The organism is Shigella sp. FC1967 (assembly GCF_001743005.1).
GTDB lineage: Bacteria > Pseudomonadota > Gammaproteobacteria > Enterobacterales > Enterobacteriaceae > Proteus.
This window is the reverse complement of sequence record NZ_MIIZ01001131.1, coordinates 1-14,280: the sequence shown is the minus strand read 5'-3', so window position 1 is coordinate 14,280 and position 14,280 is coordinate 1. Positions and strand designations below refer to the sequence as shown.

General features: G+C 40.4%; 12 protein-coding genes and 2 pseudogenes. 7 read left to right on the top strand and 7 right to left on the bottom strand.

From position 1 onward, the window contains the following. Positions 1–127 precede the first annotated feature (127 nt). From BHE89_RS19275 to BHE89_RS19245, 7 genes and pseudogenes are all read right to left on the bottom strand, one after another. Positions 128–697, bottom strand: coding sequence for a DJ-1/PfpI family protein (locus tag BHE89_RS19275; protein WP_128860733.1), 570 nt, complete (start codon positions 695–697; stop codon positions 128–130). A 5-nt stretch (positions 698–702) separates the two neighbouring features. Then, positions 703–1,344, bottom strand: a complete 642-nt coding sequence (locus tag BHE89_RS19270; protein WP_069367628.1) for a bifunctional 4-hydroxy-2-oxoglutarate aldolase/2-dehydro-3-deoxy-phosphogluconate aldolase — start codon at positions 1,342–1,344, stop codon at positions 703–705. Continuing rightward, positions 1,325–2,296 carry a sugar kinase gene (locus tag BHE89_RS19265; RefSeq protein ID WP_069367629.1) on the bottom strand — a complete coding sequence of 324 codons (972 nt, stop codon included), beginning with the start codon at positions 2,294–2,296 and terminating at the stop codon, positions 1,325–1,327. Before BHE89_RS19265 ends, BHE89_RS19270 begins: the two co-directional genes overlap by 20 nt. Further along, positions 2,293–3,147, bottom strand: coding sequence for a tagatose bisphosphate family class II aldolase (locus BHE89_RS19260; protein WP_069367630.1), 855 nt, complete (start codon positions 3,145–3,147; stop codon positions 2,293–2,295). Before BHE89_RS19260 ends, BHE89_RS19265 begins: the two co-directional genes overlap by 4 nt. A gap of 114 nt (positions 3,148–3,261) precedes the next feature. Next, positions 3,262–4,738: pseudogene (locus BHE89_RS19255) on the bottom strand (DUF2264 domain-containing protein). A 54-nt stretch (positions 4,739–4,792) separates the two neighbouring features. Continuing rightward, positions 4,793–6,403 carry a sulfatase family protein gene (locus tag BHE89_RS19250; RefSeq protein ID WP_069367632.1) on the bottom strand — a complete coding sequence of 537 codons (1,611 nt, stop codon included), beginning with the start codon at positions 6,401–6,403 and terminating at the stop codon, positions 4,793–4,795. Positions 6,404–6,458: 55 nt separating this feature from the next. Next, positions 6,459–7,679, bottom strand: a pseudogene (locus tag BHE89_RS19245) (anaerobic sulfatase maturase); the annotation flags it as partial. A 534-nt stretch (positions 7,680–8,213) separates the two neighbouring features. Between BHE89_RS19245 and agaR the strand changes: the two are divergent. The 7 genes from agaR (at position 8,214) to agaF (ending at position 14,279) form a co-directional block, all read left to right on the top strand. Continuing rightward, positions 8,214–8,993 (top strand): transcriptional repressor AgaR, encoded by a 780-nt coding sequence (agaR, locus tag BHE89_RS19240; RefSeq protein ID WP_036912386.1) that lies wholly within the window; start codon positions 8,214–8,216, stop codon positions 8,991–8,993. Positions 8,994–9,046: 53 nt separating this feature from the next. Next, on the top strand, positions 9,047–10,327 hold the full coding sequence (gene kbaZ, locus BHE89_RS19235) for a tagatose-bisphosphate aldolase subunit KbaZ (RefSeq protein WP_069367634.1): 1,281 nt from the start codon (positions 9,047–9,049) through the stop codon (positions 10,325–10,327). A 13-nt stretch (positions 10,328–10,340) separates the two neighbouring features. After that, complete coding sequence (locus BHE89_RS19230) at positions 10,341–11,531, top strand: SIS domain-containing protein (RefSeq protein WP_069367635.1); 1,191 nt, start codon at positions 10,341–10,343, stop codon at positions 11,529–11,531. Positions 11,532–11,555: 24 nt separating this feature from the next. After that, entirely contained in the window at positions 11,556–12,050 is a 495-nt protein-coding gene (agaV, locus tag BHE89_RS19225) for a PTS N-acetylgalactosamine transporter subunit IIB (protein WP_069367636.1), read from the top strand. A 47-nt stretch (positions 12,051–12,097) separates the two neighbouring features. Then, positions 12,098–12,865 (top strand): PTS N-acetylgalactosamine transporter subunit IIC, encoded by a 768-nt coding sequence (gene agaW / locus BHE89_RS19220; RefSeq protein ID WP_069367637.1) that lies wholly within the window; start codon positions 12,098–12,100, stop codon positions 12,863–12,865. Then, positions 12,855–13,745 carry a PTS system mannose/fructose/sorbose family transporter subunit IID gene (locus BHE89_RS19215; protein WP_069367638.1) on the top strand — a complete coding sequence of 297 codons (891 nt, stop codon included), beginning with the start codon at positions 12,855–12,857 and terminating at the stop codon, positions 13,743–13,745. The genes agaW and BHE89_RS19215 overlap by 11 nt, the downstream gene beginning before the upstream one ends. A gap of 99 nt (positions 13,746–13,844) precedes the next feature. Continuing rightward, positions 13,845–14,279, top strand: a complete 435-nt coding sequence (gene agaF, locus BHE89_RS19210; RefSeq protein ID WP_069367639.1) for a PTS galactosamine/N-acetylgalactosamine transporter subunit IIA — start codon at positions 13,845–13,847, stop codon at positions 14,277–14,279. Position 14,280 lies beyond the last annotated feature (1 nt).

Here is a 14,280-nt window from a genome sequence, read left to right as displayed (position 1 = left end):
GACGATTATTTATTGATAAGTAATTGAATTTATGTTTTTTATAACCCACCTCGATAATTAATTTATTAAGGTGGGTTATTTTTTATTTTTATCGCTAATAGTAATTAATTGGGTTATTTTAGGTAATCTAAAAGGCCAGTGTTTGAAAATAAATATGATTAGCTTGCCAGTCTACTTTTTCTGTATTATCGCTTAATAAATGGCGAGCCACCGTAAAGGCAAATTCAAAACTCACACCTAATCCTTTTGCACTGATAAACTTTCCATCAACAACTACATCTTGATCAAGGTAATGACCATCATCATACTTATCAGCAAGTTTATCGCCAGTACTGTAATTACGACCTTCAAGAAGATGATGTGCCGCTAATACTTTTGCTCCAGAAGAGCACAGTGCACAAATATATTTATCTTCAGCAATATGGCGTTTAATAAATTGAATAACTTGCTTGTTAGCGCATAAACGATCAGTACCTTTAGGACCGCCCGGCATCATTATTGCATCGTAACTGTGTGAGAATTTATCTGTTAATAGATAGTCGGCACTGATTTTCGTTTCAAAATAGGTATTTAATACCAAAGTATCCATGCAAGAAAGTACATCGACATGAATATCAAGACGGCGCATGATATCAATAAAAACAACAGCTTCGCCTTCTTCAAATCCATCAGCTAATAAAACGGCAACCTGTTTCATTTTATTTATTCCTTATGCGTTTTTAGTAATGAGTGGATACTTTGAATATGATTAACAATGGTCTCTTTATCTTGTTTATCAATCGTATCTGCGGTGGCAATCCAACTTCCTCCGCAAGCAACAACTTGTGGAATAGCAAGATAATCACTCACGTTATTTAAACTAATTCCACCTGTTGGCATAAATTGGACTTGAGCGTAAGGTGACGCTAAGGCTTTTAGCATTTTTACACCACCAGAGGCTTCTGCGGGGAAGAATTTAAGTAAGGTTAAGCCTTTTTCAAGTGCAATCTCGATTTGGCTTGGATTGTTAATACCCGGTACAATATCAATGCCATTATTAAGGCAGTAATCAACGGTACTTGGGTTGTAGCCCGGAGAAATAACAAAGCGAGCTCCTGCTTCTTTTGCCATATCTGCTTGTTGTGCAGTCAATACTGTTCCTGCGCATAATATTAGCTCTGGGAAGTGTTCATGCATGAGTTTTATGGCTTTGGCTGCTGCTGGTGTACGAAAGGTAATTTCGGCAACAGGTAATTGATTTTGGGTTAGAATTTCACCCAGCCAAATTGCATCTTCAGCGCGATTAATTTGGATCACGGGGATCACTTTCAGTGATGAAAGAGTATCAACAATTGACTGTGTCATGGTTATCCTTGATGAGTGTGTAGAATGAATCCGTAATTTCATGAGGAATGATGGCGCCATGGTGTTGAATGACGAGCCCCGCTAAGGTGTTTCCCCACAAACAGCAGGTAGGTAGGCTGTGATGTTGTAGCCAAGCAGCAATAAAAGCCGCATTAAAAGAGTCACCTGCGGCGGTAGTATCAATAACAGAATTAATGGGTTTGGGAGAAACATAGCCCGTATTTTTGCCATCAGACCAATAAGCGCCATTTACACCTAATTTGATAATCACATTTTGATTACCCCATTGATGAAGGCGTTGTGCTATGTCTTGTTCAGTCAACGCGGGTTGTTGCCAAAGTATTTGTTCATCATCACCAGTGACTAAAGCAATATCACTAATACTATATAGCTTCTCAAACCACTCTTGTGCATGAGGTATTGAATCCCATAAACGTGGTCGATAATTTGAATCGACAATTAGGGTGAACCCTCGTTGTTTAAGGCGGGTTAATTGCGCGAGTAGTGCTTCTTTACCTTCTGGCGTTAAAATAGCAAGAGAAATACCGCTAAGATAAATCACACTATTATCAGGCAGTGCATTGAGATGTGCGGCAAAACGATTATCAGTTGTCATATAACGAGCTGCTGCATCATTACGCCAATAGTGGAAACTACGCTCACCGCAAGCATCAATTTCAATGGCATATAGGCCAGGGAGTTTATCGGGAATAGTAATAACAGATTGGCAGTTGATCCCTTCATCTTCCCATGCTTTTTGCATTAAGGCACTGTAAGTATCCGTGCCTAAACCTGTCATATAGTGGGGATGTAATGAAGGGATGAGTCGTGATAAATAGAGCGCGGTATTTAACGTATCACCACCAAAACGTTGTTGTTGCGGTAAAAAAGGTTGACCACTTAGCTCTATCATACATTCGCCAATAATGGCGACAGTTTTGTTTATCTTCACAGTTTCCCATCACTTTTACAGACACGAATTTTATCTGCAACCACAGCTTTCATTGCGGCTTTGCCCGGAACAAGGTAATGACGAGGATCACTTGCATCAGGGTTATCCAAGAAGTATTGCTTAATTGCGTTAGAGAACGCTATTTTCAGCTCAGTTGCGACGTTAACTTTGCAAATACCTAAATCGATACAATGTTGTACATCTGCATCAGGAATACCCGATGCGCCATGAAGAACTAAAGGAATATCCGTTTTTTGGCGAATAATCGCTAAGCGATCAAAATCGAGATGAGGTTCATGTTTGTACATACCATGCGCTGTACCAATAGCAACAGCTAATGAGTCAATCCCCGTTGCTTTGATAAATTGTACCGCTGAATCAGGATCGGTGAATAGTGCATCTTTTGTATCAACAATAAGATCATCTTCTTGCCCACCAAGGCGACCCAACTCAGCTTCTACCGTGCAATCCCAATGATGGCAGAAATTAACCACTTCTTTGACGATGCGAATATTTTCTTCAAAATGAAAATGGGAGGCATCGATCATAGCGGATCGGACACCTGAAATGACTTTATGGCATATATCAGGGATCTCTTCGTGGTGATCTAGATGTAGAGCAACCGGGATACGATATTGCTCTGCCGCCTGCTGACAAATAGAGATCAAATAATCACTACCTGCATAAGCAAACGTGCTCGGTGTACCCGCTAAGATCACCGGTGATGCCATTTCAGCAGCTGTTTCCATCACAACTTGAATGGTTTCCAAGTTATGAATATTAAAAGCAGGCACAGCATAATTTTCACGCTGTGCTTTATTGAGCATATTACGAGTAGAAACCAGATACATGTTTGCCTCTCATCTTTCGTTTAATTACGAAACATAATAAACGAAAGAAATAGAAAGGTAAAAGATCTAAATCACATTTTTATTTCCTTCGCACTGAAAGCAAATGAAAGATGATTAGAAAAAATGCGCCATTTTAGAGCTATAACTGGTGATCCCTTTGCGTAATAAATTATTTTTCGGTCGCCTGGACTGCCCTATCACGGTTTCAGCAACTTTTTGTGCTAAGGTCTGTTTTTCTAAACGGCGGGTCAATGGTGTTTGCTGCGTTGTATAATTTTCGCAAAAAATGACGTTTACCTCTTGTGTTGCTTTCACACCAGTCACTAAAGCTTGAATGGCAGGGATTTCGAAACGAAAGTTATCTTTTTCAATCGGTAAAGGAAGTGAAGGTGTTTGCCATAAGTTGATACGATCAGCACAATAAAGCGCAATAATTACGGCACGCAATGACCAAAAACTACTGGCAGGTCCACTGTAGTTATCAACCAAACGAGGATCGTGAGTAAATAAGCCTTGAGTGGGGGCGCCATTTTTTAATGCACCTTGAGAAATAAAATAACGCAAACTCCTTTCAAACGCGCGTTTTGCCTCGCCCACTTTTACTGAAGGACAATGTAAATCGACACCTGCTAATAATGGCGCAGAAACCGCAAGGCGATAGCAGGCACTGCGACCAAAGAAAGGAATACCTTTTGGCGTCATAAAATAAAGGTAATGTTGATTAAAGGTATTAAGTGATTGAGTAATAAATGTTGTATCAAATTGAGGATCAATTTGCGTTAACCAATACAATGAATAGTAAAATCCCCACGCATTGTAATAATCATAGTTACCTTTTGCCCCATCACGAAACCATCCATCACCAACATAAAACTCTTTTAGTCGTTCATAGCGCCAATGGGCAATAGTGTCTTTTCCTGTGAGTGCTTTAATGACAAATTGGACGGTGAGAGGGAAGAAATGCCAATTATTATCAACAATTTCGCAGTGATTAACTTGTTCGAACCAAGTCATGATTTGTTGTTGTATGGCAGGTGTTAATGTATTCCACACCCATTCACGGCTGATCCAAAGAGTAAGCGCTAAATCAGAGGCTTCACAAATGCGTTGATCGTAATCTTCAAGCTTTCCCCAATATCCTTTATGAAGTGGATCTGTGCCATGAATAAAGCTTTGTTTGATGATTAAAGGTAAGTTGAAAGCTTGATGATTTAATCCCATCAACGTACTTTTTTTTGCTGCTAACTATCCATGCGGCAAGTAGAGGAAGTACTCGGCTAACACCTTCAAGCGCATCCGTTCTTGCCGTTTGTTGTCCTGGGCTTCCGGGATAATAAGCATGAGAGTAACCCCAGACTTGGTAATGATGAAAAGCCTGTGTGACATACTGTGTCAGCATTTCACATAAAGAGAAAAGTGACTGGTTTTCATCATTAAAAAAATCAGTGATCGTTTTATCATAGCGACGATAAGCTGATTTTCTGACTAATCGTCGAATGATATTTTCCTTAAATAAGCGTTGGTAGATTTCTACGTTTGGGTGCTCATAAGGGAGTTTGGGTCGTGCTGAAGATGCAATTTCAATAGCCATTTTCGTATCTCAGAAAAAAGACGCATCCTTGCGAAACAAAACGGAAGTTGAATATTAAGGTTTTGCAGAATCCACAAGTATTTGATAGTGATCTTGTCCCCAAACAACGGGCTTGGGCTTATCTTTGATCCACTGGTAATACGCATTTTTTAGCTCTGCCACTTTTTGTGGATTTTGTTTAGCAAGATTGACTGATTCAGACGGATCTTTTTTATCGTTAAATAGGTGAGGTTGATTTTTCCCATCATCATAAAAATAGAGCGCCCATTCACCATCACGTACAGCCCAAGCACCTTTAGAGAGTTTTTCTAAGTTAGGATTCGTAGGCGGTGTTTTACGTTGATAGGTTATCCATTGGTGATATCCGTGCCAAAATTCTTGGTTTTCTTCACTGTAATGTTTCGTGCCAGGACCTGCCCAATAAAGATAGTTGTGAGGGGACTTTGCGGTTTCGCCTTTAAGCAAAGGCATGATGTTTTTCCCTTCAACGTTAAGATTGTCAGGGATCGCAATACCCGCTGTTTGTAGCGCTGTGGGTAAAATATCGAGTGCGGAGATCATCTCATCACTTTTTGTGCCTGCTGGAATAGTACCGGGTTGATAAGCAATAAAAGGTACTCTAACGCCACCATTAAACATTTGTCCTTTAAAGCCTCGATCCATTGCATTCATTGGCATAGGGGATTCATTAACCGCGCCATTATCGGATAAGAAAAAGATCAGGGTATTTTCTAGCTCACCGTTTGCTTTTAGTTTTGCAATAATTTGACCAATACCTTCATCTGCTGCATTTAATGCCGCAAAGTATTTATCTGCTTCAACATTACCTGTATCAAATTTCTCCATGTATTTAGCTGGTGAGGCTTGTTCTAATGGAATATGAGGAACGCTATAAGAGAGATTAATAAAGAAGGGTTTATCTTTATGTTGATCGATAAATTTTAATGTCTCATCTGTTAAAAGATGCGTGGTATAGCCTGGGGCAGGAACATTGACACCATTACGCCAAAATGCAGGTGAATTCCATAAAGCGACGCCGGATGCGTAATAACTAAAGTCGTAATCGAACCCACGTTCATGAGGAGCATAACCTGCTTCTGGTGTTGAGATCATATTGTCGTGATAATCACGGGTCTGCTTATTTTCATTAATCTTGGGTTTGCGGATCACTTTTGCATTATGCCATTTACCGATACTGGCGGTGGCGTAGCCATTTTCTTGGAAAAGTGAAGGTAATAGCTTGATATCTTGTGGAATGCCTAAAATAGCATCGTCATTACTGTAAGTACCAAAGCTTGCTGGAGAGCGTCCAGTAAAGATACCCGCTCGAGAAGGGCCACAAACAGGATGAGCAACAAATGCATTGGTCATTTTTGCACCATTTTGAGCCATTTCACTGACATTGGGCATTGCAATGCGCGCAGCTTCTACCATTTTATTGATATCGCCTTCATAACGTGGCGGTGTAGAGCGTTGCGCTAATGCATCAACATCTAAGGTATCCAGTACAAAATCAAGTTGCCCTGTGCCTAAATCATCCATCACTATCAGTAAAATATTCGGTTTTTCAGGTGTACCACCTGCATTAGCAGATATTGGGATGTTTAAACACGATGCAGCAATGATCCCTGCGAGTAAGCTTTTTTTAACAGAAGGTAAGATCACGGATTGTCTCCAAAACAAACAAGATAAAATAAAAAAGGGTTACTTTAGGTAGTTTTTTTTTCATCGCAGGAAGCGCATCACTCGCGAGGCCTCCTCGTGAAATGGCTTGTTGCATTAGTTGCATACCTATCGCTGTATGATGAAATATTTTTTTATAAGAGCGGCACAGGTAGTTATGACGATGTTTCTCGCCTTCAATGGCAATAATGCGATGTTTAGGACAACCGCCATAACATAAGCTTTGCACTTCACACTGTTTGCAAAGACTCGTTTGTTTATCATATTTATTTTGACCGAAACGCTGTTGCTGTTTTGAAGTGGCTAAATGAGCAAGGCTATTTTGATGGATATTACCCAAATTATTCGCGGGATAGACATAGTGATCGCAAGAATAAACATCACCATTGGCTTCAATGATCAATGCTTGCCCACAGGTTTTAGATTGAATACAGGTTGATGCGGGATATCCCATCCACGTACCTAATAAACTATCAAATAGGCGAATATATATTTTCCCGATATCGCCTTGTCTTATCCATTCATCAAATACTTCAGTGATAAATTGTCCGTAGCCTTCAGCAGGGACAGAAAATGGCGCTAATTGTGCATTGGGACCCGGAGCATAATGTCCTCCATGAGTATGAGGAAAGCGCCTATCAACTTCGACAATAGGAATAAATTGAAAGAAGGTTGAACCCAACTCTTTTAAGGCTTGGTAAGTCTCTTTTCCTTTATTCCAGTTTTGGTCATTAATAACAGTGAGTGTGTTAAATTCAACGCCATATTCATTGAGTAGCTTAATTGCTCGCTTTACTCGTTCAAAAGTCGGGCTGCCATTCACTGATATACGATATTTATCGTGAACGGCTTCAATGCCATCAATTGAAACGCCTAATAGAAAGTGGTTATCAGCAAAAAATTGCGCCCATTGGCGATTAATGGCGATCGCATTGGTTTGCACACTGTTTGTGATTGTCTTGCCGTTAGCAAATTGTTTTTGGTACTTGACGACTTTTTCAAAGAAGGCGAGTCCAGCAAGCGTTGGTTCACCACCTTGCCAAGAAAAATCAACCTGATCTCCACTGTGTGACTGAATATAGTCTTTAATATAACGACGAAGTACACCATCTGGCATCACGGTATGACCCGTTTCTTTTGTCTCATCTTGAAAAATATTTTCTTTTTCCAGATAAAAGCAATATTCACATTTAATATTACAGTGGTAGCTTGTGGGTTTTGCCATCATATGAAAATAAACAGGTTGATTTAATGTCATTAGTCATTTCCTGAGTTTCTTTTTATCCTGTTACATTACGTAAAATTTATCAAAACAAAAGAGATTAAAATCACAAATACGAAATATCGAAAGTAAATGAAAGGTTTTTGCGAAAGGTTAATACGGTTTTTTTCGTTAAAAATACTTTCTATTCGATACTATTTCATATTCTATTGACTATTTGGGCTATTTCTTTTGATTTGTTTTTCGAAAATAAATGAATGTATTGAAACTTTAATCTGAACTTTGTGAAATGAAGCGAAATTAAATCTATATTATTGTGTTTTATCTAGCTATATGTGGTGTAATCATAAGTATAGCGTTGCGTTATATCATTTTATTTATTGGAAACTAGTGGCCTCAAGGTTATTATTGACGCTACACGAAAATAATCGTAAGCAATCGACAGTGATTCGAAACTTTGTGAAAGAGATCAAAAGTTTTGTTTTTTTGCATTGTCGGTAAAAATTGGCGTAGTAAACTATATTCGAAACCAATCGAAAGATATCGTTTTGGTTTCGTAAGGAGACGAAAGTGAAAGCGGCAGTTGAGAGGCGTATGGAAATCCTCGATATGGTAAACCAACAAGGTAAAGCCAGAGTCGAAGATCTCGCTGAATTATTTAAAGTCTCAAGTGTCACTATCCGCAGCGATCTAAGTTTTCTTGAGAAAAATGGTTATATCGTTCGCTCTCATGGTGCAGCAATTCCTAATACAGGATTTATTGCCGAATTGAGTATCCACGAAAAACGTGGACAAAATGCGGGTATAAAAACATTAATCGGGAAAGCTGCCGCAACGCTGATTAAGGATGGAGACACCGTCATTCTTGACTCGGGGACAACTACTCGCGAAATCGCGACACATTTGAAGTCGCGCGAAAATGTAGTGGTCATGACTAACGGTCTGGATGTCGCAATGGAGTTAGCAAATACCTCAGGTGTGGAAGTATTAATGACCGGTGGTGTATTGCGAAAAAGTGCGTTGTCTTTTTCAGGCTCACAAGCTGAAAATAGTCTTAGAAATTATCGTTTCGATAAGGTTTTTCTAGGCGTTGACGGATTCGATTTACGTGTTGGTATCACCACACACAATGAACAGGAAGCCAGTCTTAACCGTTTAATGTGTGATATCTCAGAAACGATTATTGCGGTTGCAGATTCTACGAAATTCAGTAAACGCAGCTGTCATATGATCAGAGAGTTTGGTGATATTGATATACTAGTGACCGATTCAGGTATTCCTGAGGAATATATTCAGGAACTGAAAGATCACAAAATTGAAGTCATTATCGTCGACGATAAGGCATCGTAATTTGCTAACTCCATTAGCAACACCGCCGGTGTTGATTATGGAGTTAGTATTTAATGCATCCTTTAGAAAAGATTGTTCAGCAACATAAATCGGGCAAACAGAATGGTATTTATTCTGTTTGTTCTGCCCATCCTTTAGTAATAGAAGCAGCTCTATTACAAGCGCTGGATAATGATTCCTTTCTGCTCATTGAAGCCACCTCTAATCAGGTTGATCAGTTTGGTGGTTATACAGGAATGACACCTTCTGACTTCTACCAATATGTTATCGAACAGGCGGAAAATGTCGGTTTTCCTATCGAGAAGCTTATTCTTGGTGGTGATCATTTAGGCCCTAATCGCTGGCAACATCTTAACGCCGAAAACGCGATGGCAAATGCAGATGTGTTGATTGCACACTATGTTGCCGCCGGTTTTAAGAAAATCCATCTTGATTGCAGTATGTCTTGTGCTGATGATCCCATTCCTTTAACGGATGAGATTGTGGCATCTCGTGCCGCTCGTCTTGCCGTGATTGCAGAAAATACGGCAAAAGAGACATTTGGTACAAGTGATATTGTTTATGTTGTTGGTACAGAAGTGCCCGTTCCTGGTGGTGCCGCTGAAGAACTCGATACTGTGGAAGTCACGTCACCTGATGCAGCACGCAAAACACTAGAGTGCCATCGTCAAGCTTTTCAAGATGTTGGAATTGGTGATTGTTGGGAACGCGTCATTGGTTTGGTTGTTCAACCTGGCGTTGAATTTGATCATACGGGGATCATTGATTATCAACAAGAAAAAGCGCAAGCATTAAGCCAAGTTGTCAATGATTATTCTCACCTCGTTTTCGAAGCCCATTCTACGGATTATCAAACTAAAGAAGCTTATAAACAGCTAGTTAACGATCATTTTGCCATTTTAAAAGTCGGACCCGCACTCACTTTTGCAATGCGTGAAGGTTTATACGCACTTTGCTCCATTGAAGAAACCTTATTCCCGCAGGAACAGTGCTCTAAATTACGTGAAAAAATGGAGCAGCTGATGTGTCGTGAGCCAGGTTTTTGGCAAAAATACTATCATGGTGATGAGCGTCAACAAGCCTTTGCTCGAGTATATAGTTTTAGTGATCGCATTCGCTATTACTGGCCTGATGCTGAAATTAATGCCGCCATTGACACGCTAATGAGTAACTTATCCGTTAAACCTATTCCATTACCATTATTGAGCCAATATCTGCCTTATCAATTTACTCAATTTAGAGAAGGCATGATTGATGGATCGCCGAGATCTTTTGTTATTGCAAAAATTCGTGATGTGTTATCGGTTTATGCCGATGCGTGCTATGTCCATTAATTGAGGGGAAACCATGGAATATTTAAGTTATCAGACCGCTCAATTGGAGCAACTGAATGCATTTTGGACTGCGAAAGAGATTGAGCAACAACCAGAGTGTTGGAAGAAAACATGGCAGTCAGTGAAAGAAAAACGTACTGACATTGAAACTTTTTTAAATAAAGCGCTCGCAGCACCTCATGCGCGAATTATTTTAACAGGCGCTGGCACATCAGCCTTTGCTGGCAAAGCATTAGCCCCTATTTTAAGTGGCCATATAAAACGTCGAGTAGATGCGATAGCAACAACGGATTTGGTAGCTGATCCACAAGAGTATTTAGCGGAAGACATCCCTACGTTATTAATTTCTTTTGCCCGCTCAGGTAATAGCCCTGAAAGTGTGGCGGCGTTAGATGTTGCAACTGAGTGTTTATCACAGTGTTATCACTTAGTGCTGACATGTAATGCCAATGGCAAGCTTTATGAGTACTGCCAAAATAATAGTAGTGCATTGGCATTGTTGATGCCCGAAGAATCCAATGACCGTTCTTTAGCAATGACCTCTAGCTTTTCATCCATGATGATGGCTGCTGTGACTATTTTCTTAGGTGATAACGTCTTTAGTGATTCTATCGTGCCCTTTTTTAGTCACTATAAGGCGCAGTTTAATAAAGCGAATCAAATTATTAGGGATAAATATGCGGGTAAGTTTAAACGGGTTATTTATCTAGGAAGTGGCGGATTGCAAGGATTAGCCCAAGAAGCTGCGTTAAAAATGTTGGAGCTTACCGCAGGCAAAGTCGTAGCTAGTTTTGATACTCCATTAGGCTTTCGGCACGGACCTAAGTCTATCGTAAATAAAGAAACTTTAGTGGTGATGTTTTTCTCTAATGATCCTTATACACGCCAATATGAGACCGACTTATTACGAGAGGTTATTCACGATAATGCATCAGGCAAGGTGATCGCGATCACCGCACGAAATGATAATTCTTTCTCACCTGAGAGTTTTGTTTATATTCCAGCGTTAGAGAACTGTTCTGATGTGGCGCTATTGTTCCCTTACTTGATGTTGGCGCAATCATTCGCATTTCACAGTTCCATTGCACTAGGGAATACGCCTGATAACCCGTCTCCGACAGGAGAAATCAACCGTGTTGTACAAGGCGTCACAATTTATCCGTTCTCACACAAAAAAGACGACACACAGTCTGTTTTAAATTAATAAAATATAATAAGAGAGCTAATCATGAACACACCGAATATTGTCTGGACCCGCATTGATGAACGTTTACTCCATGGTCAAATCCGCATTACATGGGGTAAACATACAGAAGCAAATCTGATTTTAGTGGCTAATGATGATGCAGCAGAAGGCCCTAATGCCGCATTTATGCAAGCAGGAATGAAAGCATCAGCGGGAGGTGAATACGCTGTTCGCTTCTTTTCAATTCAAAAAACAATTGATGTTATTAGTAAAGCATCTCCTCGTCAGAAAATTTTTGTTTTGTGTAATAACCCGAAAGATGTCGCCCGTTTAGTGGAAGGGGGGGTGCCCATTACTCACTGTAATGTTGGCAATATGCATTTTCATGAGGGGAAACGCCAAATTGCGAAAACCGTATCAGTCAATGATGCTGACATTGATGCGTTCAAAAGCCTTGTCGCAAATGGGGTGACTTGCACAATTCAAAACACTCCCGATCAGACACCTGTTGATGTGTTAGCGCTCGCATCAGCCTGATAATTTCCTGAATAAAAAATCTGCATTAGCAGGTTTGAGGATTATTTATGATTTTTGAAGCTTCTTTAGTGGCTTTATGGGCCTTCTTTTGCGGTATCGATAAGTATGACGTTGCATTAAATATTCATAGACCATTAATTACAGGTCCTGTCGTTGGCCTGATTATGGGTGATATGCAGGTTGGATTGATTGCGGGAGCAACATTAGAACTTGCTTGGTTAGGACTTGTACCTAATGCAGGCGCTCAGCCACCAGATGTCACACTAGGTACTATTGCAGCGGTTGCTTTTGCCGTAATGACAAATCAATCACCTGAAGTTGCGATGGGGATTGGTATGCCAATTGCCGTGTTAATGCAAATGTTGGTGATCGGCTTCTTTGCAATGACGGCTTTCACTATGGGTAAAGCGGATAGATACGCAGAAAGAGCTGATGCTGGTGGAGTATCGCGGCTACTGATTATCACGATCATTGTTCGCTCGTTACTTTATGCTTTAGTTGCCTTCGTAACGGTCTATTTTGGTGAACACGCGGCTCAGTGGATTGATGATAATACCCCGAAAGTGTTGCTTGAAGGTTTAGGTATTGGCGCGAAGATGGTTCCTGCTATTGGTTTCGCAATGTTGTTGAAAATCATGTGGTCAAAAGAAGTGGCTGGTGTGTTCTTCATTGGTTTCGTCATGACAACCTATTTAAAACTCCCAATTATGGCGGTCGCTATTTTAGGCGCATCAGCCGCTGCGCTCTACTTCTTCTTTAGTGGTAATAACAAAAATACAAGTCAGCAAAATGAGGATTTCGAAGATGGTATCTGATAATAGCACCGTATTGAAAACACAGGATAAACCAGAAACGGGTTCTTTGATTGATGGCATTGATGAGTATCAAGATACCACAATCAGAAAAGTGATTACGAAAGGTGATCTTTGGAAGTGTGCGTTCCGAGGCCTCTTTATGGAAGGCAACTTTAACTTTGAGCGTATGCAAGGTGGGGGATTTGCTTTCTCGATTATCCCGGCGCTAAAGAAAATTCATGGGAATAATAAACGTGACTATGCAACATCACTAAAAAACCATCTGCAATTTTTTAATGCCAGTCCTAAGCTGTTTACCTTTTTATTGGGTACAGCCGTTGCAATGGAAGAAAATAAAGAAAAACCATCGACGGTTAACGTGATGAAAGTCGCGGGAATGGGACCAACAGGAGGCATTGGTGACGCTATTGACCATATGACCTTAATGCCACTGACATTAGCATTAGGTGCTTCCATTGCAATGGAAGGTTCGATAGCAGGGCCTTTTGTTTTCTTCTTCTTATATCAAATTGTTCACTTTTTAGTGTATTTCGGGCTGATGTTTATGGGGTATCGCGCGGGCACTGCGGCGATGGTCAATATGAGTGATGCCACTGAAAAACTAGCTAAAGCCGCCAATATCATGGGGATTTTTGTTATCGGTGCGCTTAGTGCGACCTTTATTAAGGTACAAACCACCGCCTCGCTGGAGCTCGGAGGGAAAGTGGTTGAATTGCAAACCGCACTCTTTGACAAAATTATGCCGAATTTACTGCCTCTGTGCTTAGTTTTCCTAATGTACAAAATGGTGAAAAGTACGGGTTTTTGGGGTAAGCCTCCAGTATTGATTTTCTCAACGCTTGCATTTGGCGTTGTCGGTCACGTATTAGGATTCTTATAACAGAAAGCCTTTATCACAGTAGTTATTGTTAATCGAAATACATTATTAACTTGCTATAAACGGGCAGGAGAGTGTTCTGCTGCCCGCAAGGAGTCACTCATGATCGGTCTTATTGTTTCAGGGCATCTTAATTTTGCCTCTGGTATGGCATCAGCGGTAAAAGCGATTGCTGGAGAACAGGAAGATATCGCGTTTATTGATTTTGTTGAGTCAATTTCCCCTGATGAATTAGAAGAAAAAATGTGTGAAGCAATTGACTCAATGTCATGTCAGCAATATCTCTTTTTAACGGATTTACCTGGTGGCACCCCCTGTAATCGTGCAATGGCAATTATGATGCAAAACCCGGCTGTTGAAGTGCTAGCCGGTGTGAATTTACCAATGATTGTGAATGCCGCTTTTGAACGAGAGGGGGGTTCAGTGTCAGAGTTAGTGCAAACGTTGCGCGAAATAGGTCAAGAAAGTATCCAAGATATTCGTGAGCAGCTGGCGCAAATAGACAGTAATGATGTTGAAGAAGAAGACGGTTTATGAG